The 21442-nt window shown below is 56.8% G+C and carries 18 protein-coding genes and 5 pseudogenes; 15 read left to right on the top strand and 8 right to left on the bottom strand.

Features of this window, described 5'->3' with window-relative positions; translation table 11 throughout:
- Positions 1-287 precede the first annotated feature (287 nt).
- A pseudogene (locus RHIBUN_RS34475) lies at positions 288-554 on the bottom strand (SDR family oxidoreductase); the annotation flags it as partial.
- Between RHIBUN_RS34475 and RHIBUN_RS0131235 the strand changes: the two are divergent.
- On the top strand, positions 460-1245 hold the full coding sequence (locus tag RHIBUN_RS0131235) for an alpha/beta hydrolase (protein ID WP_084659922.1): 786 nt from the start codon (positions 460-462) through the stop codon (positions 1243-1245). The pseudogene RHIBUN_RS34475 and the gene RHIBUN_RS0131235 sit on opposite strands and share 95 nt — an antisense overlap.
- Before the next feature lie 105 nt (positions 1246-1350).
- Here RHIBUN_RS0131235 and RHIBUN_RS0131230 read toward each other — a convergent pair whose 3' ends face one another.
- Both RHIBUN_RS0131230 and RHIBUN_RS0131220 read right to left on the bottom strand, forming a co-directional pair.
- Positions 1351-1587 (bottom strand): hypothetical protein, encoded by a 237-nt coding sequence (locus tag RHIBUN_RS0131230; protein WP_025662657.1) that lies wholly within the window; start codon positions 1585-1587, stop codon positions 1351-1353.
- Between the two features lie 491 nt (positions 1588-2078).
- Entirely contained in the window at positions 2079-2570 is a 492-nt protein-coding gene (locus RHIBUN_RS0131220; protein ID WP_025662655.1) for a ferritin-like domain-containing protein, read from the bottom strand.
- Positions 2571-2666: 96 nt separating this feature from the next.
- Here RHIBUN_RS0131220 and RHIBUN_RS0131215 point away from each other — a divergent pair, with 96 nt between their 5' ends.
- The 3 genes from RHIBUN_RS0131215 (at position 2667) to RHIBUN_RS0131205 (ending at position 4684) form a co-directional block, all read left to right on the top strand.
- Positions 2667-3737, top strand: coding sequence for a DNA topoisomerase IB (locus RHIBUN_RS0131215; RefSeq protein WP_025662654.1), 1071 nt, complete (start codon positions 2667-2669; stop codon positions 3735-3737).
- A gap of 2 nt (positions 3738-3739) precedes the next feature.
- On the top strand, positions 3740-4336 hold the full coding sequence (locus RHIBUN_RS0131210; RefSeq protein WP_025662653.1) for a cysteine hydrolase: 597 nt from the start codon (positions 3740-3742) through the stop codon (positions 4334-4336).
- Positions 4337-4444: 108 nt separating this feature from the next.
- A complete protein-coding gene (locus RHIBUN_RS0131205) occupies positions 4445-4684 on the top strand; it encodes a DUF2171 domain-containing protein (protein WP_025662652.1) in 240 nt (79 codons plus the stop codon).
- A gap of 201 nt (positions 4685-4885) precedes the next feature.
- Here RHIBUN_RS0131205 and RHIBUN_RS0131200 read toward each other — a convergent pair whose 3' ends face one another.
- Both RHIBUN_RS0131200 and RHIBUN_RS0131195 read right to left on the bottom strand, forming a co-directional pair.
- Positions 4886-5788 (bottom strand): membrane protein, encoded by a 903-nt coding sequence (locus RHIBUN_RS0131200; RefSeq protein ID WP_025662651.1) that lies wholly within the window; start codon positions 5786-5788, stop codon positions 4886-4888.
- Positions 5789-6334: 546 nt separating this feature from the next.
- Complete coding sequence (locus RHIBUN_RS0131195; RefSeq protein ID WP_025662650.1) at positions 6335-6565, bottom strand: hypothetical protein; 231 nt, start codon at positions 6563-6565, stop codon at positions 6335-6337.
- A 147-nt stretch (positions 6566-6712) separates the two neighbouring features.
- Here RHIBUN_RS0131195 and RHIBUN_RS0131190 point away from each other — a divergent pair, with 147 nt between their 5' ends.
- The 4 genes and pseudogenes from RHIBUN_RS0131190 to RHIBUN_RS36090 all read left to right on the top strand — a co-directional run bounded on the left by RHIBUN_RS0131190 (position 6713) and on the right by RHIBUN_RS36090 (position 8842).
- On the top strand, positions 6713-6895 hold the full coding sequence (locus RHIBUN_RS0131190) for a DUF3606 domain-containing protein (RefSeq protein ID WP_025662649.1): 183 nt from the start codon (positions 6713-6715) through the stop codon (positions 6893-6895).
- A gap of 384 nt (positions 6896-7279) precedes the next feature.
- Positions 7280-7549, top strand: a pseudogene (locus RHIBUN_RS0131185) (nutrient deprivation-induced protein); the annotation flags it as partial.
- 134 nt (positions 7550-7683) lie between these two features.
- Positions 7684-8517 (top strand): annotated as a pseudogene (locus RHIBUN_RS0131180) (molybdopterin-dependent oxidoreductase); the annotation flags it as partial.
- Between the two features lie 82 nt (positions 8518-8599).
- Positions 8600-8842 (top strand): hypothetical protein, encoded by a 243-nt coding sequence (locus RHIBUN_RS36090; protein ID WP_084659919.1) that lies wholly within the window; start codon positions 8600-8602, stop codon positions 8840-8842.
- A gap of 1472 nt (positions 8843-10314) precedes the next feature.
- On the opposite strand, the pseudogene RHIBUN_RS37765 reads toward RHIBUN_RS36090, so the two are convergent.
- A pseudogene (locus RHIBUN_RS37765) lies at positions 10315-10736 on the bottom strand (DUF3597 domain-containing protein).
- A gap of 239 nt (positions 10737-10975) precedes the next feature.
- On the opposite strand from RHIBUN_RS37765, the gene RHIBUN_RS0131165 reads away from it, so the two are divergent.
- Positions 10976-12907, top strand: coding sequence for a PAS domain-containing sensor histidine kinase (locus RHIBUN_RS0131165; protein WP_025662645.1), 1932 nt, complete (start codon positions 10976-10978; stop codon positions 12905-12907).
- Between the two features lie 299 nt (positions 12908-13206).
- On the opposite strand, the pseudogene RHIBUN_RS37760 reads toward RHIBUN_RS0131165, so the two are convergent.
- Both RHIBUN_RS37760 and RHIBUN_RS0131155 read right to left on the bottom strand, forming a co-directional pair.
- Positions 13207-13449 (bottom strand): annotated as a pseudogene (locus RHIBUN_RS37760) (hypothetical protein); the annotation flags it as partial.
- Between the two features lie 1040 nt (positions 13450-14489).
- On the bottom strand, positions 14490-14945 hold the full coding sequence (locus tag RHIBUN_RS0131155) for a hypothetical protein (RefSeq protein ID WP_025662643.1): 456 nt from the start codon (positions 14943-14945) through the stop codon (positions 14490-14492).
- A 523-nt stretch (positions 14946-15468) separates the two neighbouring features.
- Between RHIBUN_RS0131155 and RHIBUN_RS38095 the strand changes: the two genes are divergently transcribed.
- The 6 genes from RHIBUN_RS38095 to RHIBUN_RS36080 all read left to right on the top strand — a co-directional run bounded on the left by RHIBUN_RS38095 (position 15469) and on the right by RHIBUN_RS36080 (position 21218).
- Positions 15469-15927, top strand: coding sequence for a hypothetical protein (locus RHIBUN_RS38095; protein WP_198021212.1), 459 nt, complete (start codon positions 15469-15471; stop codon positions 15925-15927).
- A 224-nt stretch (positions 15928-16151) separates the two neighbouring features.
- Complete coding sequence (locus tag RHIBUN_RS0131145) at positions 16152-16544, top strand: low affinity iron permease family protein (protein WP_025662641.1); 393 nt, start codon at positions 16152-16154, stop codon at positions 16542-16544.
- A 188-nt stretch (positions 16545-16732) separates the two neighbouring features.
- Positions 16733-17191, top strand: coding sequence for a hypothetical protein (locus RHIBUN_RS34970; RefSeq protein WP_025662640.1), 459 nt, complete (start codon positions 16733-16735; stop codon positions 17189-17191).
- Positions 17192-17198: 7 nt separating this feature from the next.
- Complete coding sequence (locus tag RHIBUN_RS0131135) at positions 17199-18707, top strand: ATPase domain-containing protein (protein WP_025662639.1); 1509 nt, start codon at positions 17199-17201, stop codon at positions 18705-18707.
- 79 nt (positions 18708-18786) lie between these two features.
- The gene (locus RHIBUN_RS0131130) at positions 18787-20742 is read left to right on the top strand and encodes a PAS domain-containing hybrid sensor histidine kinase/response regulator (RefSeq protein WP_198021211.1); all 1956 of its coding nucleotides are present in this window, start codon (positions 18787-18789) and stop codon (positions 20740-20742) included.
- Between the two features lie 83 nt (positions 20743-20825).
- Positions 20826-21218 carry a DUF2934 domain-containing protein gene (locus RHIBUN_RS36080; protein ID WP_245271776.1) on the top strand — a complete coding sequence of 131 codons (393 nt, stop codon included), beginning with the start codon at positions 20826-20828 and terminating at the stop codon, positions 21216-21218.
- The last annotated feature ends 224 nt before the right edge of the window (positions 21219-21442 follow it).

The raw sequence follows: 21442 nt of genomic DNA, 5'->3' as shown, positions 1-21442 counted from the left end.
GCTCGTCATGGCGGCCGCAGCGTTCCTTGCTAAGTTGGGCTCCGACCTGCGCCGCAGCGCCGGTGGCAAACCGAACGAAACGAGTCCAAACCCGCCAATCGCCGCCTGACCAACAAACTTGCGCTTCTACCAAGCGTCGCAGAGATCCGCTATCTGATCACCCGGCTCCTACTGCGACCGCCGATCAGGACGGCCTTCGTTCTCGCATGGTCACTCTGGCGACGAGAGCATCAAGCCTACGCAATGAGCGCTCACTACAAAACAAGACACAAAACGCAACTGTAGTACTAGATCATGATCTCGCCGCCGGTCACGGGGACCACGGCCCCATTCATAAAGCTGCCAAGCTCTGAGGCGAGAAGGACGAAGGCGCCCGCCAGTTCGGCGGGCTGTCCTGCGCGACCGATCAAGGTCTGCTCACCGAATTTGGCAACCTTGTCAGCGGGCATTGTCGACGGGATGAGCGGTGTCCAGATCGGGCCGGGTGCTACTGCGTTAACACGGATCCCCTTGACCGCAAGCATTTCGGCGAGGCCCGCCGTGAAGTTCGAGATCTGCCCCGATCTGCGAGGATTCGGGAAATCTTTCCAACCGCAGGATTCGCCTGACAGCCATGCCTCGTCTAAACGAGAAAAGGCTATGGACTGTCTGGAACTGATGCGGATCCTCGGATACCACACATTCTCCGTTGCCGGGCACGATCGCGGTAGCTATGTCGCGTTTCGGCTCGCGATGGACCATCCTTTGGCGGTGAAAAGGCTAGCGGTCATCGATAGCATTCCGATCATCGACCATCTCGAGCGCATGGACTGGCGCTTTGCCCGCGATTGGTATCACTGGTTCTTCTTCTCTCAAGAACTCAAGCCGGAGGCAGCGATAAATGCCAATCCTTTGGGTTGGTACGCGATCAAGCCTGGCCTCATGGGCGAGGAAGCCTATGACGACGTCGTTTCGGCGCTCACGAACCCGGTCGTCATCCATGGGATGGTCGAGGACTACCGCGCGGGGTTGACCGTTGACTGGAAACATGACGTCGAGGATCGAAAGCATGGCCGGAAAATCCAGTGTCCGTTGCTATGCCTGTGGTCACGTTTCGATGATCTCGTGGATCATTTCGGGGACCCTTTGCCGATCTGGCGCTCCTGGGCAAACGATGTGGAGGGGCATCCGCTAGACAGCGGCCACCATGTCGCCGAGGAAAATCCGCAGGCATTGGCCACTTCCCTCAGGCGCTTTTTCGCGTAGCACGGCTCTTTTGACGATCGTCTTGAATCGGGCGATTGTCCCTTGGCTGTCTGCGGCGGATTATTCAGTCTCGGATTTTTTGAGCGGAAGCTGGGATGAGGACGCTCATTCGTTCGCCACGATCGAGCGCAGCGCTATCACGGCCACGACGGTGCGTGTTTCATCGGCAATCTCGATGCTGCGCCCATCGACCGACCGACCATTTCTGATTTCCGCTGCAAGCAGTTCTCGAGCAGCGCCGTTCGCTTCCGAAATCGCACTGGTGAGATCCGAAAGAAGAGTGCCATCTGGATCCTCGATGAGTTCGTCGCCCTCTCGGATGTTGAAGAAAAATCGTTTCATGGTCCTAACCTTCCTGGCTGTGAAGTTTGGTCCTTCACGCGCTTGATGACGGCCACGTAAAGGCTGAAAGGACGAGGCCAGGTCATGGAGTGACATGCGCTGACTGCTGGAAACCCTACGAGAGCTGGGACAGCACCTTACGGTGTCTTCGTCGAAGTCGGCACCAATCCGATTGTTGCGAACTCTTGGGTATCGGTTGAAGCCTGACGTGAGTGTGCATTTGTGACCTTGAGTGCTTTGCGGACCTCGTCCTCATCCCATCCGGCGCCAACTGCGGATGCAACGAGCTTCTCAATCCTTTCCGTCTCGGACGCATGTGACGTCTCATCCAGAAACCGCTTTGCGGGTAGGAGACACTGGATGAGATTTGCCTCTCGCGCTTGCGCATCGTCACAATAGCTGGGGGATGCAACATATGGCATCTTTTCATTCCTGTTTCTGCAAAGCAAGGAAAGCTCGGCCGCATACGAGATCGGCCGAGCTGACCGTACCTAGGCTGCCTTTGCGTTGGCTGCTGCCATGGCGAGCTGTGTCAGTTTCTTGTCGGTCGCTTCTTCCTCTGCAAGGGTCTGCTTCAGCAACGGGATTGCATCCCTCAGACCGAGCTGATTGGCCCAGGCGATCAGTGTGCCATAGCGGGCGATTTCGTAGTGCTCGACGGCCTGCGCGGCGGAAATCAGGCCGGCATCCAATGCTGGAGACCCGTTGAATTCTTCAATGATCTCCTCGCCCTCTGAGATGATACCTTGTATCGCCTCACAGGTCTTGCCACGGGCAGGCTTGCCGATAATCTCAAATACCTGCTCTAGGCGCTCGATTTGCCCCTGGGTCTCGTCGCGATGTTGGAGAAACCCAGCTTTGCCTTCTTGCGACTGGGCAGCGCGCGCCATTTTCGGTAGCGTCTTCAGGATCTGCTTTTCCGCGTAGTAGATATCCTTGAGCGTGTCCAGGAAGAGATCGTCCAGTGTCTTTTGAGTAGCCATCGTGTCCTCCGAATGTCGGGTTTGCGCTGCCCAAACTCAGAGCTTGCGCGGATGTTCCCGAAAGGAACCATGATCCTCGTTCGGTGTTTTGTGACCATGACAACGATGCTCTCCAAAAATGCGATCGCCGCGGTGGTTGCGGAAGCCAAACTTTCAACTGGCCTTGTTTATCTTTCCAGCCTGGAGGCGGGGATCAAGCGCAAGTGCGGCAAGAACGGCTTTCTCTATTACGCCCCGGACGGGCGCCGCCTAACGGATAAAGACGAGATCGCCCGCCTGAACGGGCTGGCGATTCCGCCCGCTTATCGCGATGTCATCATTTCGCCCGATGCTCGATCGCATCTGCAGGCGGTTGGTATCGATACTCGTGGACGCAAACAGTACCGATATCATCCTGAGTGGAAGGCCGAGCGCGAACGCACAAAATTTGACAGGCTGGCCGACTTTGGCATGCGGCTTCCCGATATTCGCGAGCGCGTTGATACGGACCTTCGTGCGCGCCGGCTGACCATTGACAAGGCACTCGCAACCGTCGTGTGGATGCTCGACAATCTCTATATCCGCATCGGAAATGCCGGCTACGCTGAGACAAACAAGTCCTACGGATTGACGACCCTGCGCAATCGGCATGTCAAGATCGAGGGTGCGACCGTAAGATTTCGCTTCAAGGGCAAGTCAGGCAAGGAGTGGAACCTCGCCCATTCGGACCGCCGGATCGCCAACGTCATCCGTCGACTGCAAGAGCTTCCCGGTCAGCAGCTGTTCAAGTACATGTGCGAGGATGGTGGTTGCCGGCAAATTTCCTCCCAGGACGTGAACGCCTATATCAGGGAGGTCGCGGGTGACGAATTCACGTCGCGCCAGTTTCGAACCTGGGGGGCCACCTGCCTGGCGGTCGCGGCGTTGGCGCCGCTCGATACCGCAAGCTCGGAGCGGGCAGTTGTTTCGCAGATGAACGAGGCGATCGATCTGGTCGCGGCCAAGCTGGTCAACACCAGGGCCGTCTGCAGGTCCTCCTATATCCATCCTGCCGTATTCCGCGATTTTCGCGCTGGTCGACTTTGTGACGTGCTCAGACGCAAGACGACCAGCCAGCGGTTGCTCAGGTGGATGGACGAGGAGGAAAGTGCTGTCTTGCATTGGCTCAAGTCACAGCGGGACGAATAGGAATGCGCGTGGAGCGGTGGATTCATCTTTGTATTGATATGCAGCGCATGTTTGCGGAAGACACACCCTGGCAGGTGCCATGGATGAAGGCTGTCTCACCGAAAGTGGTCGAGGTTGCATCCCGCTTTCCCCAGCGCACGATTTTCACACGATTCATTCCACCCCGAAATGCGGAAGCCATGCCTGGGATGTGGAAGGCCTACTATGAGAAGTGGCCGATGATGACGACAGATCGGCTATCGCCTGAAATGATTGAGCTGGTTTCTTCCTTGCATGCTCTCGTTCCACCGGCCCGCATATTCGACAAGTTTCTCTATTCTCCCTGGGTCGACGGCCGCCTTCACTCCGCGCTTGGCAGCGAGGAAGTCGGGACCATTGTATTGAGTGGCGGAGAGACGGATATATGCGTCTTAGCTGCGGCCCTTGGCGCGATCGACCTTGGATATCGTGTGATCTTGCTGAAGGATGCCGTTTGCAGCAGCGCGGACGACACGCATGACGCTTCCCTGCAATTGCTGGGAGATCGCTTCTCGGTACAGGTCGAAATCATGCGAACTGAAGAATGGTTGATGGCTGCGACGGATCCAGACCTGCGGTGAATCGTCCGAGTGTCCAAATTAAACAGGCTGGAACACCCCTTGCAAAGGGCGGAACCATTTGGACCATCTCGAGTTGGAGACTTGAGTCCAACCGAGGAGATTATAGCCATGATTCTAGCCAGCGACATCAAAGACCATATGGAAGTCAAATCTGCCGACGGCCAGCATATCGGAACGGTGGACTATCTCGAGGGAAGCGAGAGCATCAAACTCACGAAGTCGGATTCTCCAGACGGAGAACATCACCATCTCATTCCCCTGGAGTGGGTCGACCACGTCGACGCACACGTGCATCTTTCAATGAGCGCATCCGACGTGCGCTCCAAGTGGACGCATCTGGCGAACTAAGCAACAAGACCTGTGGTTCATTGGCCGCGGGCCTTTCCGCATGGTCCCTCTCGCCAACGACCCTGTCTAATTCCACAATAGGAGCGAGCGAGCAAACTGGGCTGATGCTCTGGAAGCACATCACTCCGAGTTGGAAATCTGGTACCGAGAAAGCGTGCCTGGCGGCACACTTTCTCAATTGGATTCAACGGAGATTGAAGGTCAATATCGGGTAGCGACCAGGTCTTCTTCCTCGTCGCGCTGCCTGCCACCCAACGCCGCGGCAGCAGAGGAAATGAAGGCTCCGATCAATAGGGACAGGGCGCCAACAAGGGCAGTGGTGGCGGCTGCTTTCCGCGTCTTGTCCAAGGCGTCTTGAGTGGCGACCTTGGCATCCTCAATCTGCTTCAGAACTGCGTCGACCCTGGCACGTGCATCCGCTTCAGAAAGATTGGTGCGTGCTGCGACGATGCTGGCGATATAGGTTTTGTCGTTATCGGGCACCTCTCCCCGTGCCGTTCCTTGCAGCAGAATTCTTGCGATTTCCGCGCTTGCCGCTCCATCCTCTTCACGCGCCCGCTGGGTGACCTGTTGAGGGCGAAGCAGCGCGTCGGTGAAGTAGGACGTTGAAAGGTCGGTGCCGTCACGCGAAACCGCGCTCGCGGCCCCTGCTGCGATGCCCGCCGTATTGGCAGCAGTGCCGACAGCGCTCGCCCCTGCTCCGGCAAGGGACGTCAAGGACGACGCCAGGAACCCTGCCACGAACAGCGTTGCCAGTGCCCAACTGAGAAAGCCATGGGCGGTATCGCGAAAGAAAACTTCGTCGGTGTGTGCCGCAGCCCACTTCGTTCGAAGTCGCCCCGTAAGATATCCTCCGAGGGCAGCAGACAGCCACTGAACAACAACGAGCCAGATCGCTGCGGCTACGCCGACCGTTGCGGCCGAGCTGTTTTCGCTAGACCACGGCGACACCATCGTCAGGCCCATTCCCGATCCTACCAAAAGGAGAATGAGTGTGATTCCTGTCGCAGCAACCGCGCCACCGATGATCGGACCCCAGGCGAGCGCAGATTTGGAGGACTCGACCGGGAGAACGTCCGTTACTTTACTTTCGCTTAGAGACATTCTGGCCTCCTATCGCATGAAGAGGACGAGCAGGATAACGATCGGCAGGGGGATGCCGAGAAGCCAGAGTAAAATACCGCGACCCATCTCAATAACCTTTCATAAGAGACTCTTGCACGCTTCGAACGCTGCGCCCCAGACATTGTTCCCTTGGCCAGTTAACCTCGCTGGGCGCCCGGCAAGGGTGAGATGCTTGCGCTTGAGCGTTCGCAGCTCCGTGATGAGACTCGTTGACGGCTGTACGCCGTCGCCCACTACGATTGATGGAGGGGCAAGGGAGGAATTTTTATCCTGCAGGACTGGGCGGCGGCCGAACAGGCGCTGCCAGCTCCGCCGAGCGTGAATCTGGTCTCAGCCGCCGCGAAGTTCAATGATCCTGAACTGTCGCCCTGGTTGCCTTTGGGAACGGTTGCTGAGCTTGCTCGCGATCGTGCCCCCCGTCCAATGTGTCACATCTGGGCCGCCACTTGAGGCAGGTGACGTGTCGATTTTCTGCGGCCAGATCTTTCCGCTGTGTTTTGCACGCGGCGAAATTGGCGCTTCGAGTTAGACTGTTGTGCCGACATCAGCCGTTTCTGCTGGCGAAGCCGATGCCAGCATGGTCACGGGGACCGCCGAAACGAACAATGAAGAATGCGCGTTGATGATCCGGCCGGACTCAAACTTCAGTAGAGGGCCGTCGATATCAGCCACACGCTCGGTGGACCGAACCTCGTTCCATCCGTCCGAAGTGCCTTCAATCAGAGTGAAATTGTATACCGTGCCGATATCAAACATGTCGTTTCCCCCTTCGGTCAAGGTGACACAGGAAGCTCTGGTGTCAAGGCTCGGAGTGAATTCGGCTGATGCCTGAGCAAGTGTCTTTCCAGTGCAGGAACATTGGATTCCTCTGTGCGTTCCGCCTCCGCAGCAGAGGAGAAAGTAATGTCAGACGACAAATCGAAGCGGGGTCAGGTTGACCGCAATCGCGCTTCCGCAAGCGAACCTTATGAAGTTGCCTATTTCGCGAAGAAGCACGGGATTTCCAGCGAGGATGCAAAACGCATCATTATGCGGCACGGGCCAGATCGCGATGCTGCCGACAAAGCGGCATCAAAACTCAAGTAACTGCCCAATACAAGAAAGTGCCAATGATAGATGGCGTATATTGGGGAGCGCGTGCCGATGACCAACGAGGAGAGAGGTCCGGCCGCGTAATCGCTGCTTGACGAGGGCGCGGACCCGCTGCGTTTGACGGGATGGATCACACCCAGTTGCACTGCGCTCCAACGAGCCAGGACGCTTCTCCTTCGTCTTTGATGGCGAAATTTTCCCACAAATGCGGCCTTGCACTGGCGATCACCTCGGACGGAACAAACGTCGTTCAACAAGGTTTGGGGGCATCTGTTCCTGTAAGTGGAGGCTTCCATGTCGAACGAACCAACCCCACGAGAGCGCGAGCAAAGGCCGATGGCCGCACCCGCGACTGCGTCCCAAACCCCCAGCCATCCTGCATTCGCGGTCGGGGCCGCGATCGGCGCCGCGCTCCCTCACACCGAGACGGAAGACGAATTGCTTGGTGAGACATCGGACTCGGCAAAGGAAGCCGTTACTGTCCAGGCGAGCGAGGCTCTTGCCGAGGGTAAAGCCATCGCATCCGACGCCTACGACAAGGCGGTCGCGGTAGCATCCGACATGCATGATGCGGTCAAGGATCGGGTGGTCGATGAGGTCAAGACCTTCAAAGTGCGAACGGGCAGTGGCGAACACCAACAGCCGTAGACACGAGGTCGTCGCGGCGTCGTTCACCCTTGCGGCGCCGGAATGGAAAGCCAGAAATCGCTTGGGCAGGCCCAGGAAAGACGTGCCCGAGAGGCTGTTTGCAGCGACTGCCGCATGAAAAGGAAACGTCGCGGATGTCCGCAGATCCAAAATCACCACCCACGATCAAACATTACGGAGGTGCGGCAGGCGGCTGGGGATCAGCAAGGTCTGTCGCGGCTGTCCTTGCGCGTGAGCATAAGTTCGCGGCCGGGTCTGGCCTTCTCGCCAAGCAGAATAAGCCGGATGGCTACATGTGTGTGAGTTGCGCCTGGGCAAAGCCCGCCAAACCTCACCCTCTCGAGTTTTGCGAAAACGGTGCGAAGGCTACAGCGTGGGGAATCACGAGCCGACGGGCAGATCCTGCCTTTTTTGCAAACCATACGCTTACTGACCTCGAAGGGTGGCGGGACCACGACCTTGAGGAGCAGGGCCGCTTGACGCAGCCGATGCGTTTTGATGCCGCCACAGACAGATACCTCCCGGTCTCATGGGAAGCGGCGTTCGAGGAGATCGGCAAGGAGCTTGCTGGACGACGTCCGCAGGAGGTCGATTTTTACACCTCGGGACGGGCATCGCTTGAAACCAGCTATATGTATCAGCTCTTTGCCAGGATGTATGGCAGCAATAATCTGCCGGATAGCTCGAACATGTTCCACGAGAGCTCGTCAGTGGCTTTGCCGGAGAGCATTGGTGCGTCCGTGGGCACCGCCATCTTATCCGACTTCGAAAACACTGACTGCATTTTCTATTTCGGCCAGAACGTCGGAACGTCTTCGCCTCGACTTCTTCATGATCTTCAGGACGCGGTCAACCGTGGCGTGAAGATCGTCACCTTCAACATGTTAAGAGAGCCGGGGCTTGAGCGCTTTATCAACCCTCAATCACCTTCACAGATGCTTTCGGGCATAGAAACGCCGATCTCATCCGCAAAAAGCCCGACGTCGAGCTTTCCTCGTCGGGCTTTTGCACTTCGCGGAATATTGCTCGCCGAGCAAAAGGACAGATCGTATGGCAGAAGACCTCAAAGCAGGCTTCACCGGATCACCACCTGACAAACCTGAAGGGATGCTTCACGCGGCAAGGGTGGCTGGTGAAGCAGTCAAGCGCGAAACCAATGCGCTCGTATCAGGTGCTGGGGAACACCCGCGTACCGCGACCAGCCTCGTACTGGGCATCGGAACTATGGCATTTGCGCTGGGATATCTGGTGGGCCGCTCGTCGGCCGAGCGCAATTATAATTATTGGCGCTGAAATCGTTATCAGGGCGCGTAGCAGCGATGCGCTATCATTACCGGCAATGTTTCAATCTATAAGCCTATGAGGAGGCGATCCGCGCGTTCGCTATTTCGTTGGTCGCCGGGGCCGACGCTTCAGGGTTCTCCACATCCGAATTTCTCGGATGAGCAATGCAATGGCAGTTATCAATGTTCCATCCGCAGCAACAAGCGGTGCAATTATTTCAGCGTTCATATGCATATCCCTTCGACATGTCCGTAGAATACCCAGTAGGTCGGCGTGGGGAAAAACGGCGTCAAAAGTCAGCATCAGCCATTTGCGTTTACTCAGGAGTGGCGTTCGCGTCAACGAGTCACTCATTCGCCTCGCCCCACTAGTGAAAGGACGATCATCCTCGACGTCGCGTCTGGTGCGACCGGTGATGCTGGCTCTCCCGGCGAGTAAGAGCCAGAGTCAGAGGGACTTGTGGTGCGGTAGTGCTGGCTGACGGCGCGCCTGTCGGCCCTTTCAGGGAGGGCTGGAAGTCAGGGCTTGCTGCAAGTCCTCGCTGCTCAGGCTGGGGTTGCGATTGAATAATTCAATCGCACGGCCGGTCGCCGCACGGCCGCGCTCGCTTTCGGGGTCGACCTCGTTTGACTGGCACCAAGATTTCACAGCTTGGGTAGAACTCGCGGTCTGAGTAGTCCATCATGTCAAGAAAGTTAAAAGGCACATCGGTCGCTCCACCAGAGGCAAGAGCACGTCTGATCTCCCAAGCGGCCTTTGCCCAGTACTCAATGGCCGACGGAGAGATTATACTCGCAGGGCCTCCCAGATTCTATGTCCGCTTGCGTACGGAAACGGTGCTCTTCCCGGCCGCCGTCCGTCCTTGGCGCCGTTGCCACTATCCTTTGCTGATGTAGGATTGACAGGAGGGACAGCGGGGCCGCGCATGACGTTGAGGTCGACATTTAGCGGCAGCTGGACCGTGCAGTCGGCGCATTCAGGACCCCGGCGTCGGTATAGCCTGGTCGCTTGTCAGGGTAGTTGGCCAATGAAGTTGGCCGCTCTAAAGTATGAAGCCCGCTCGTTCGCGGGCTTCGACATCAGTCAGTGCTTACCCTTGTGACTTCCCTGCCCTCCTTTGGAGCGCTGGTCGCTTGCCTTGCTGCTGCGATCTGAGCTGTCCTGATCATTGCGGGTCATTGATGCCTGCTTCGTATCAGAGTTTTTATGGCTCTGTTTGCCGGCCTTAACATGCTGCTCGTGAGAACCGCCTTGGGATGCCATGTCGTCTACTCCTTGGTTGAATGGCGAGACCGACAATGGACAGCGGTCTCGTTCCACCTAACACCAAGGCTGCCGGTCTGTTCCTTCACAAAAGACGAAAAAAAGCGGGTCAAATATCGCACCTGCGACCCGTGTCCCTTGTAGAATTGCGTTTCGGGCGCCAAAGTTGGAAAGACGACGGCCTTCGCCCTGGCTGCACGTCCCTTGGTGGGCGCGCTCTAATCGAGAAGGTCCGATGGTACTCTACCGCCGTTTTCCGCGAGCCTCCTCATAAGCGTCTTGTGCAGGAAGGTGTTCATCGTTGCACTGTCATCCTTGTCGCCGCTAAAGCCGAGCTCGGTCGCCAAATCCCTTCGTTCCTGAATGCTGGCGTCCATTCCGATTGCTTTCATGAGGTCTACGATCGAGTGCCGCCAATCCAGCGTTTGTGCGGAAATTCTTGCGGCCGCGTCCAGGATGGCAGCGACGTCGACATCTGGGCGCAAAGGTGGCGGGGCGCCCCGGTCGCAGGATCGGTGACAATTGGAGGACGTTCGGAAATCTGGTCTGACTGTGGTGCCCCCGGACCGGGAGGCGGTGGCGCTCCCAGTTCATCCGACCCCGTGAGTATTGCGTGACTTATGCGGTTAAAGATGCCCATTGAATTTTTCCTCCACTGGCACGATGACATCCTGCTCTAATTAACACGCGTGCAGTCCCTCCTGTTCCGTCATCATGGGAGTGGACACTGATCAACCCGTCGCCAGAGCCACTGTTCGGGCTTGCATTTGTTTCTTCCGATTACCTCCGGAACACTTTCAGGTGCGGCTGGAAACCAAACGACGATCTTTTAGTTAAGGCAATGATGTTCCACTCGCGCACATGTAACGAGGATAAAGGATGAGTCCCGAGATCAGTCCATCGTCCGGAGCGGTTCAGGACCGTTATCGCACCTCTATGGACGCTATCAGCGATTATGCAATCTACATGCTGGATCCTAATGGGTATGTCAGCAGTTGGAACACCGGCGCGAACAAGTTCAAGGGATATATGGACGACGAGATTGTTGGGGAGCATTTCTCGCGATTCTACACTCCAGAGGACCAGGAAGCGGGTCTGCCGGCGCGGGCATTGCATTTGGCCACGCAGGAAGGGCGGTTCGAGGAAGAGGCATGGCGCGTTCGAAAGGACGGTACGCGCTTTTGGGCACATGTTGTCATTGACCCCCTTCGCGACAACGGACAGGTGATTGGCTTTGCCAAGATCACAAGGGATTTGTCAGAGCGTAAGCGCGCGGAAGAGGCCCTCAGGCGCAGCGAGGAGCAGTTTCGCTTACTCGTTCAGGGCGTCACCGATTACGCGATCTACATGCTCAGTCCCAAGGGGTTTGTTTCGAGTTGGAACGTCGGGGCCCAACGTATCAAAGGCTACACGCCCGAAGAAATTATCGGCCAGCACTTTTCACGGTTTTACACCGACGAGGACAAAGCGGTAAATCTTCCCGTCCGCGCCCTTGAGATAGCAGAGCGCGAGGGTCGGTTCGAGCGAGAAGGATGGCGCTTGCGCAAGGACGGGTCGCGATTTTGGGCGAACGTCATCATCGATGCGATCCGCTCCGAAGGCGGAGAACTCATTGGATTTGCAAAGGTGACTCGCGACATCACGGAAAAGCGCCAGGTCGAGGAGGCCCTCGCCAAGGCGCAGAGAGGCCTGTTTCAGGCTCAAAAGATGGAGGCTGTTGGCCAGTTAACGGGCGGGGTCGCACATGACTTCAACAACTTGCTCATGGCCATTCTCGGCAGCCTTGAGATTGCTGAAAAGCGAGCCGCCGCGGGGCAGGACGTAACGGGATTGATCAGAAATGCCATACAGGGCGCCAAGCGCGGAGCATCGCTGACACAACGGCTTCTTGCTTTTTCCCGAAAACAGGAACTGGAATTGCAGCCGGTTGACATCCCCGATCTCGTCCGAGGCATGACGGACATGCTTCGGCGGTCGCTTGGCCCGATCGAAATCAACACGAATTTTCCCCTGGGTCTTCCGAAAGTTCAGTGCGATCCGAACCAGTTGGAGAATGCACTCGTCAATCTAGCGCTCAATGCCCGCGATGCCATTTCGTCGGACGGCGAGATCACGATAGGCGCAAAGCGGCATTCGATTGCGGCTGGCGATCGCAGTGAGTTGAAACCGGGCAATTATATCTGTCTTTCGGTGACGGATAATGGGGAGGGAATGGACGAAGAAACGCTGGCAAACGCAACCACACCATTCTTCACAACGAAGGGCGTCGGTAAAGGAACAGGACTCGGCCTGTCGATGGTCCAGGGCTTGCTGGCTCAAAGCGGAGGACGGCTCATCCTTCTCTCAACCAAAGGCGAGGGCACGTGTGCCGAGCTGTGGCTTCCAACAGCCGGGGGTGTTGACGAAACAGCGAAAGCAAATCAAGCGGAGGAGAAGATCGCTCCCCAAAGCTACAACAGACCGCTCAATATTCTCGTGGTCGATGATGATCAACTCGTCTTGACGAATGCGGTTTTATTGATCGAGGATCTCGGCCATGCGACGACGCCTGCTCAATCCGCTGAGGAAGCGCTGAAGATTCTCTCTGAGAACTGCAATTTCGACCTCGTGATCACGGATCATGCGATGCCAAAAACGACCGGGTCCCAGCTGGCAGGAATGATTGAGCAAAAGTGGCCTGGCCTGCCAGTCGTACTGGCAACGGGCTATGCAGATCTTCCACAAGGCGCGGATCGCACAGTCGCGCGATTACCAAAGCCCTATTCACAGGCACAGCTGGCCGTGGCGATTTCGCAAGCGGTCGAGCCATAGAGAGGCCCGCACCCTTCAGGACATGCTTCCAGCTCGTCTTCCGACTGTTTTGCGACCCCGTGTGCTCAACGCCAATATTTTTGATAACACGGCGAGGAGCCCGTGTTGCAGGCTCGACTCGCCGCCCCCGCCGCCCGTAAAGTCATCGCGATCTCGTGTCTCAAACAGTGGTATCGCAGCGAGTACCAGTCCGGCTAGATGATACCCGCACCCGCGATCTGGCAAAACCCCTCCTAGTTCCGTGTTCGACAGCGTACACACTACGCAAGCGCTGTTGCGATGAGACCGGGCTGCCTGCGCTAGCCGATTTCCGGGCACCCTCGGGAATTGCCGAAGACGATTCTGTCCGGCCCCGCCCGGGTGAACCCCTCAACGACAACGCTTCTCGACGTTACCCTGGCAATCTGAGGTCGCCTGAATCCTGCGTCACGTGCGAGATCGAGAGCGTCGTCGGGATTGCAGCGCTCTCTTACGCGTCGCTCTCGGTTTCGATCATAAATTCCAACTCCACCTGGGCCGACCCGAAATTCCAGGTCTTGCGCGTATAGCGCCGGGGATGGCCATGTAATGATTGTGGTCACAAGCGCTCCAAGCAACAGGGCTCTGGTCAATTTCATAGCAAATCCTCCGAACTTCGATTTGTGTCTGAGCAACAGATCTGTGACCAAGTTGTTCCAGCATGGATGCTTGGGAATAAACCGCAAGGGGATTGGTGAGAGCAACGAGGTACCTTTTTGCTTGGCTAGATTGTGATCTCGGCGACGGCACACCTAGTGGCCCGCACCAGATGCGAGTTTTCGAAGCCTGCGGGCCTGAGATGCATGCTCCGAAGCACGTTGCCGACAAAGTTTCAAATTGCATTCGTCCGACCCGGTCGCGTGGCCTTGTGCCGAGCTTCAACGAAATCGTGTCCAACCAAGTGAATGGGCGCGCTTGGCAAGACCAGTCGAACCGTTCGACGGTCGGTGGTTACTTTTTTGGCAGCCGGATAGAAATAGGAAAATGCTGTTCGTCCAGTCGATCAAGAACATCCCAAGCATTCCTATTGACATGCGAGCCAAAAAGAACAAATAGAGAACTTAGTCAATCGCGCTGAAATGGCCGTTCTCCCATGTTGCTCTTGTGCGGCGAGATCGCTCGATTACGCAAACGTCCGCTGAACTGAGGGTTCAATCGTCTCTTGGCAAGAGAAGGGCCGCAACCTTTATGAACTTGAACATGTGAAAGCCTGATGCCTGAAATCCATCCGTTCAAGCGCCTTAGACAATGGACCATTGAAGGCGCTCGCGAACAGGGTCAGCTCCTCGTCATTACCTGCGACTATTGCAAAGTGACGCATCACTATCTCCCAGCGGACCTCATGGAGCTTTGCGGCAACATCACACTCGACAGGGTGCTTAGGCGCTTTAAGTGCGAGGGGTGTAATAAAAAGTCTTATCTTCGGATGACGTTACACTTTCCGCATGGAAGCGACTACGGGCACCTCATCACCCGACGACTGCGTGAGATACGAGTGATCCGAGTTCCCGTCTGGTCGAATGAGCGCCTGCGATAGCATTGCCCGCCTTGGAACGTCGGCTCGTTACCGCGTCGCTCCGAACACAAACGCAAGAGCGGCGACGACCGCAACCGCGGTAATGGGTCTATCACGAACGGTTTCCTTCACATCGTCAAGCAAACTTCCGGCTCGTGCCTTCGCTACTCCAACTGAGTCGGATGCCACGCCGGAAAAAGACTTCGCCAGCCGATTTGTATCGAGCCGCAGCGCACGAATATTCTCACCTATTGACCCTGGACGGAGCGGATCGCCATTGTTGCTTTCCGTCGTGTATGGGTCGGGCTCTGATTTCACGCGTTCAGCAACCTCCGCGTCCGTCCTTCCGGTGGGGACGCCGGTAGTCGTAGCTGAAACGGGATCAGAAGCCGGAAAAGTGTCTTCCAATCCCTGATCGAGCCCTCCTTGGCGTGCGCGACGTCTTTGTTCCGCCTGTTCTTTCTGCATGGATTTAACTGCTGGGGAATCCTTGGGATCAGGCATTGGTCATCTCCATTGTCCAGTGCCTCAATGAAAGCTCCAGGATGATCAGAAGTTCCCGCCGCCGGACGATTTCGTTAGCTCGTCAAACGGCTTGAGCGCAGTCACTGTTGGAAATTTGCAAGTTGGGCTGATGCCTGAACCGCTTTCACGCAGTCAGGGCACGCCAAATATGAAGACCGCCGTAGCAATCCAAAATAAGGCACATATTTCCACAGCAATTAGCATTCCGATTGAGCGGTCGCTCATCCTGCACTCCCCCACAAGACTTGAAGGTTAGCATAATCGGTGAGGGGCGCCGAAACACATTGTTTTTACGATTATTTCAGGAAACGCGCATATAAATGCGGAAAGTTTGGGCGACAAGTGGGCCTCGAGAAGCACTTCGCCAGGACGCTCGGGAGCCACCTGTTTGTACGGCAAACGGCGTCATTTCTCGACTTTGTGCCTTCGGATGTTCAACACTGATCTTGTGCAAAGGACCCGATTACCTATCTGAAAAGAAACCTCGAAGTGGAGCCTCGAGATGGATGCGTTGACAACTAAACTATCCTCCAATCCGACCATCGAAATTATTCCACCCCTGAAAGTCAGTAGCTTCAGTAATTTCATCACCTGTCTTTGCTGCAATCGATCACGTACTCCGGGGGAAATAGACGAAGACGGATGCGGCATATGCAATGAGTGCCTGGAGCCGAACGCAGAGCGCTGGGACATTCCCGCTTTCGAAGTTGCCTTGGCCCAATTGCCAGCCGGCTACCTTGAAGGCAATTTCAAGGGGCGGCGCTGGAGCGCAACCGTGAAGCGATCCTTGGACGGCCGGCGCGAGTGGCTCTTTGCCGAGGACCTTGGAGGGAGCGATATCGTCAGCTTCAATCTTTATAGATTAGAAAATGGCCGCAACGCTCTTCGCCCCTGCGAGATGTCGCAAGCGAAGGTGGTTGAATTCGTCATTGGTTTCCGCCCGGACACAAGGTCCGGGTGATTGATCAGATCACAACGCGAATCTTGGCTGAGAACCGCATAGGCCGGCGGGCCTGAAAAGGGCAGAGGCAGCTTCTGGTCGTCCACCGGATCGATGACGTCCTTGGTCGGTTTTTATTGCCTTTGGTCAGTCATTTCTTTGTCTCCCAGCGTACAGGATCTCGGCTAACCGGAACCTTAAATGTGACGCCTGCGTTACTTGCCACTAGGTAACGAGAGAACGTCATGAACTCAGGCCATTTCTTTTCAAAATTCGCAACTGCTGTTGCCGAGTTGTCAGGAAAACCGGTAACCTTCGTGATGGCGGTCGCACTTGTCTCGGTTTGGGCAGCATCTGGCCCGGTATTCAGTTTCTCTGAAACTTGGCAGCTCGTCATCAATACCGGCACCACCATTATAACTTTTCTGATGGTTTTCGTGCTGCAGAACTCTCAGAACCGAGATGGCAAAGCCCTGCAGGCGAAGCTCGACGAGCTCATTTTGACCTCACAGGCGCAAAACAAGTTTGTCGGGATCGAGAAGCTTGACGAGAAACAACTTCGCGAGATGAGTACACAACTCGCGGAAAAAGCCCAATGCGTCGAGGATGTCGCTGACGAAAAAGCGGAGTCGGCTTGAAAGCGGATTCTTGTCGCGGATCTGCCACAGAGCCGCGGCTCGTGGAACCAGAGGTTCAGTTAAACGTTTTAAGCGACCAGAAGCCGATGAAACGTCCCGGCCGTAGGCATCGAGCCCTCGTACGGCACACCGGCCGGCGGGCCCGTTGGACGCTTTAGATGCAAGGTGAGAGGGTTATGGGGTGAAGGATGGCCGAGAGCAGAACGCTCGAAACGAACGGCGAGACGATTGGCATGCCGGTTTCCCGCGCTGTCGTCGAGGCGAACAGGCCATCCACGGGCATCCCGCAGCAGCGCGACGTCCATGAAGAGCGGGAGATGGGAACGCTTCGCCAACAATCGGAAGACATGCGCCAACGTGTAGCTGACATAACGAAGACGATCAGCGGCACGGCCCGCCAAGCCGCAAGACACTTGAAGGACCGGGAAAGCTCAAAGGACTGGGAAAGCTCAATTCGGTTCCGAGCCTTTTGTTTGCTGCAACTCCGGCCGGGACCGTCGCATGTGTCATTGCCGGTTTTCGGCCCATCGATCCAAAACGAAGACGAATGGCCTGGCAAAATGGTTGGCAGAACGACATTGCTGTCGCGCCAGCCTACAACTAGCTATTTGCACCACGGAATGAGTTTGCAACCAGTTGGGAGGTAGGATCTGGATGCTCGACGAACAGACCCAGGCTAAAACCGGAATTCCCGGCCTGGATGACGTCTTATGCGGAGGCTTAAGCCGCAGGCACGTATTTCTCCTCGAAGGTGCGCCGGGAACGGGAAAGACGACAATCGCACTTCAGTTCCTGCTTGACGGAGCGTCGGCAGGTGAAAAGTGCCTCTACGTAACTCTCTCCGAAACCGAAGAGGAACTGCGAGGCACCGCAGTGTCGCACGGGCTGACGATCGACGACAGCCTGGAAATCTTCGAACTTGTTCCCCCGGAAAGCCTTCTGAATGCCGACCAGCAGCAAAGTCTTCTCTACTCGTCCGACCTTGAGCTCGGAGAGACGACGAAGATGATCTTTGAGGTGTTCGAGCGCCACAAGCCGAGCCGGGTGGTCATCGACAGCCTTTCGGAAATCCGCTTGCTGGCGCAGAGTTCGCTTCGATATCGCCGCCAGATCCTTGCTCTCAAGCATTTCTTTGCGCAATCTGGGGCGACGGTGCTGCTGCTCGACGACATGACGTCGGATGTCCTGGACAAGACCGTTCACAGTGTCGTCCATGGTGTTATCCACCTTGAACAGCTGGCTCCGGATTATGGCTCCGAACGCCGGCGTCTGCGCGTGATGAAATATCGCGGGCGCGCGTTTCGCGGTGGCTTTCACGATTTCATCATTCGCAAGGGGGGTGTGCGGGTCTTCCCGAGACTTCGGGCCGTGGAACACAAAACGGAATTTACCCGCGACAGGGTCGGAAGCGGTGTTGCCGAACTCGATCGTCTTCTCGGTGGGGGCATCGAGCGTGGATCGAGCACCCTGCTCATCGGCCCAGCCGGGACCGGCAAAAGCCTGTTTACACTGCAGTTCGTCGATGCAGCAGTCAAACGTGGAGAACGGGCTGCCGTTTTTGTCTTCGATGAAGAGATTGGGCTCTTGCTTGATCGGACAAAGGCCCTTGGCTTCGACTTCGAAAGCATGCGGGATGAAGGCAAGCTGCATCTCGAGCAACTCGATGCTTCCGAGGTGTCTCCGGGAGAGTTCGCCCAGCGCGTACGCGACCGTGTCGCAGATTTTGATGCCAAGACCGTCGTGATCGACAGCATAAATGGCTATCAGGCGGCCATGCCCGGCGAGAACGCGCTCATCCTTCACATGCACGAACTGCTTCAATACCTCAACCGCCAGGGCGCAACAACTTTCCTGACAGTTGCGCAGCACGGGCTGGTCGGCGATATGAAAGCCCCAGTCGACATTACATATCTCTCAGACACAGTCGTTCTTCTGCGTTACTTCGAAGCCTTGGGCAAGGTTCGCAGGGCGATCTCCGTCGTCAAGAAGCGCGCCGGAAAGCATGAAGACACGATCCGTGAATATGGAATCAGCGAAAGTGGACTGACGGTGGGAGCACCGCTGTCGGCGTTCCAGGGTGTCCTGGGGGGTGTCCCCACCTTCCTGGGCGAAAGGCAGTCTCTCATGTCGGAGGCGAAAGGGGAGGAGCGCAAAAATTCCTGATCAGCTCGCAACCAGCCTTATACTTGCGCCTTCGGGCAGAGATACTCAGATTGCTTCCTCGCTTCTCAGGGAGGCGGGCATGCCCAGCGAGGCCGTGTCCGATCTGGCAGCTCTTATGCGGACAATTGGCGACGACACCGCCTTCGTCGTGTTGACGGAAGAGGCGTTGCACAATGCCGACCTGAAACCGCTTTCCGAATGGATATTGCAACAGGCTTCCTGGTCTGACATGCCGTTCCTCGTTCTAACGCAGCGAGGCGGCGGCTCGGAGCGCAATCCAGCTGCAGGGCGGCTGTCAGGAATTCTGGGGAACGTCAGCTTCATCGAGCGGCCGTTCCATGCCACCAGCTTCATTAGCGTTGCCCAAACCGCAATGCGAGGAAGACGCCGCCAGTACGAGGCGCGAGCTCGCATCGAGGAGCTTCGCGAACAGGAACGACGGCTGCAAACTGCCCTCGAGGCGGGCAGGCTCGGCTCCTGGGAACTGGATCTCGTCACCTACGAGCTATCGACTTCCCCAATATGCAAGGCGATCTTCGGCCGATTGCCGGACGAACCATTTGCCTACCCGACACTACAGGCCAGCATCCATCCCGGCGATCTTGAAGGCGTGCACGAAGCCCTGACTGCAACGATCGAAACGGGTGTTGGGTTTGCGGTTGAGTATCGCGTTATTTGGCCGGACGGTTCAGTCCACTGGGTGGAGAACAGGGCACAGCTCTTGCGCAAGCGGTCGGGGGTCGCGGTCAAGCTGGTCGGCGTTTCGGTCGACTTCACTCAGCGCCGCCAGATCCTGGAGCAGCAGCGACAATTAAATGAATTGCTCGAAGAGCGTGTCGCGGCCCGAACCGCCGAGTTGAAAGCTGCCCACGACACTGTTTTGGCCGAGGCCGCGCAGCGACAAAAGGCGGAAGAGCAACTACGCCAGATTCAAAAGCTTGAAGCGATCGGGCAATTGACAGGGTGCGTTGCTCACGACTTCAACAATCTGTTGATGGTGGTACTCGGAAATCTGGAACTGATCCGCAAGGCGGTAACTAGTGAGGCGCGTCTGGTCAGGCTGGTTGATGGAGCGCTTCAAGCCGCGAAAAGAGGGGCATCTCTGACCCAGCGCTTGCTGGCATTCGCACGGCGCCAGGATCTGCAGGTAAAGGCGGTTGACCTGCGCAAGCTGGTAACAGACATGGAGGATCTTCTCCGGCGATCTGTCGGTCCGATGATCATTTTGGACAAAGAAATGCCCGAGAACCTGCCGCATGTTCTTGCTGACGCAAACCAGATTGAACTTGCCCTATTAAACCTTGCGGTCAACGCCCGGGACGCCATGCCCGACGGAGGTTCGCTCAAGATTGCGCTTGCAGAGATCAATGTCCCGCCCGCAGACAAGGAACTTTCTGCCGGTCGTTATGTCCTTCTGAGCGTTACCGACAATGGGAAAGGAATGGACGAGGATACGCTCGCAAAGGCGGTGGAACCGTTCTTTTCCACCAAGGAACTCGGGAAGGGTACAGGCCTCGGTCTTTCCATGATCCATGGCTTGGCGCTGCAACATGGGGGCAGCTTTAGCCTAGAGAGCGTGCTCGGCTCCGGTACAACCGCTCAGCTCCTGATCCCAGCGGTGGAGGGTGACGTCGTGCAGATGCACATGAAGGGCTCATCACCCGTCATCATGGCCGACAAACAGCCGAAGCGCATCCTTCTGGTTGATGACGACATCCTGATCGCGATGAGTTCGGCTGATATGGTAACCGACCTTGGGCATGAAGTGGTGGAAGCTCATTCGGGAGCGGAGGCGCTCGAAATTCTCGGTAGCGATCAGCAGTTCGATCTTCTGATCACCGACTATTCCATGCCCGGTATGAATGGCGCGGATCTTGTCCATGCCGTACGGCAGTTAGTTCCCGACCTGCCCGTGCTTCTTGCGAGCGGCTATGCCGATCTGCCGGCAGGAGTGCAGGTAGACGCAGTCAGGCTTGGGAAGCCATATACCCAGGATCAACTCGCGCACGAGATCTCCAACGCTTTGCAAGCATAACAGATTCAAAAGGACGGGAACCGGGCGACTTCTCTTCCGTTTTGTAGCGCGCATGTCATGGCTGCAAAACCAAGGGACGAACGATGATTTTTGATAACAGACAGGATTGGATCGCTCACCGCGCATATGCACTTTGGGAGCAGGCGGGACGACCGTACGGTGAAGATCAGATTCATTGGCGACAGGCTGTCCTGGAGCGAGAACTCCTCGAGCAGACCCGCGCCTCTGCCGACGGTCAGGAAGTCTTCGATCGCCTACGCATGACGGAAAGGCCTGTCGGGCGCGATCGTGCCAAAAACATCCTCGTTGTCGAAGACGAGGCGAAGCTTCGTTTCGATACTGTCGATCTGCTCGAAGAGGCCGGCTACCGCGTTTTGGAGGCAGCGAATGCGGACGAAGCGTTGGTCCTCTGCGGATTCCGAGGCAATCCGCCCCCGCATTCCGAAATGATGCCGCCCCCCAATTCCGAGAATTAACCGCCCCCTTGTTCCGAGATGATGCCGCCCCCTGATTGGGGCTGTTTGTCGGGGTGTCCTGCTGGTGAGACGTTCCTCCTTTCAGTTGCCTGAGAGGAAGGAACGCGATGCCAGCGGAGAGACTAAAGATGCGGCGTGTCCGCGAGATTCTGAGATACAGATTTGCGGAAGGTCTTGGCCACAAGTCGATTGCGGCGCGCGTTGGTGCGGCCCCCTCGACGGTG

The organism is Rhizobium sp. IBUN (genome assembly GCF_000510625.1).
GTDB lineage: Bacteria > Pseudomonadota > Alphaproteobacteria > Rhizobiales > Rhizobiaceae > Rhizobium > Rhizobium altiplani.
Note: the sequence above shows the minus strand (reverse complement) of the source record. Positions and strands in the feature narration are given on the sequence as shown.

What these genes read in the sequence shown, in the direction of transcription:
- RHIBUN_RS0131205 (WP_025662652.1), top strand. Translation starts at nt 4,445, where the DNA reads ATGATTCTAGCCAGCGACATCAAAGACCATATGGAAGTCAAATCTGCC.
- RHIBUN_RS0131200 (WP_025662651.1), bottom strand. Translation starts at nt 5,788, where the DNA reads ATGTCTCTAAGCGAAAGTAAAGTAACGGACGTTCTCCCGGTCGAGTCC.
- RHIBUN_RS0131235 (WP_084659922.1), top strand. Translation starts at nt 460, where the DNA reads ATGAGCGGTGTCCAGATCGGGCCGGGTGCTACTGCGTTAACACGGATC.
- RHIBUN_RS0131230 (WP_025662657.1), bottom strand. Translation starts at nt 1,587, where the DNA reads ATGAAACGATTTTTCTTCAACATCCGAGAGGGCGACGAACTCATCGAG.
- RHIBUN_RS0131195 (WP_025662650.1), bottom strand. Translation starts at nt 6,565, where the DNA reads ATGTTTGATATCGGCACGGTATACAATTTCACTCTGATTGAAGGCACT.
- RHIBUN_RS0131130 (WP_198021211.1), top strand. Translation starts at nt 18,787, where the DNA reads ATGCCCAGCGAGGCCGTGTCCGATCTGGCAGCTCTTATGCGGACAATT.
- RHIBUN_RS0131215 (WP_025662654.1), top strand. Translation starts at nt 2,667, where the DNA reads ATGACAACGATGCTCTCCAAAAATGCGATCGCCGCGGTGGTTGCGGAA.
- RHIBUN_RS0131220 (WP_025662655.1), bottom strand. Translation starts at nt 2,570, where the DNA reads ATGGCTACTCAAAAGACACTGGACGATCTCTTCCTGGACACGCTCAAG.
- RHIBUN_RS36080 (WP_245271776.1), top strand. Translation starts at nt 20,826, where the DNA reads ATGATTTTTGATAACAGACAGGATTGGATCGCTCACCGCGCATATGCA.
- RHIBUN_RS36090 (WP_084659919.1), top strand. Translation starts at nt 8,600, where the DNA reads ATGGCAGAAGACCTCAAAGCAGGCTTCACCGGATCACCACCTGACAAA.
- RHIBUN_RS0131190 (WP_025662649.1), top strand. Translation starts at nt 6,713, where the DNA reads ATGTCAGACGACAAATCGAAGCGGGGTCAGGTTGACCGCAATCGCGCT.
- RHIBUN_RS0131145 (WP_025662641.1), top strand. Translation starts at nt 16,152, where the DNA reads ATGAACTCAGGCCATTTCTTTTCAAAATTCGCAACTGCTGTTGCCGAG.
- RHIBUN_RS34970 (WP_025662640.1), top strand. Translation starts at nt 16,733, where the DNA reads ATGGCCGAGAGCAGAACGCTCGAAACGAACGGCGAGACGATTGGCATG.
- RHIBUN_RS0131210 (WP_025662653.1), top strand. Translation starts at nt 3,740, where the DNA reads ATGCGCGTGGAGCGGTGGATTCATCTTTGTATTGATATGCAGCGCATG.
- RHIBUN_RS0131165 (WP_025662645.1), top strand. Translation starts at nt 10,976, where the DNA reads ATGAGTCCCGAGATCAGTCCATCGTCCGGAGCGGTTCAGGACCGTTAT.
- RHIBUN_RS0131155 (WP_025662643.1), bottom strand. Translation starts at nt 14,945, where the DNA reads ATGCCTGATCCCAAGGATTCCCCAGCAGTTAAATCCATGCAGAAAGAA.
- RHIBUN_RS38095 (WP_198021212.1), top strand. Translation starts at nt 15,469, where the DNA reads ATGGATGCGTTGACAACTAAACTATCCTCCAATCCGACCATCGAAATT.
- RHIBUN_RS0131135 (WP_025662639.1), top strand. Translation starts at nt 17,199, where the DNA reads ATGCTCGACGAACAGACCCAGGCTAAAACCGGAATTCCCGGCCTGGAT.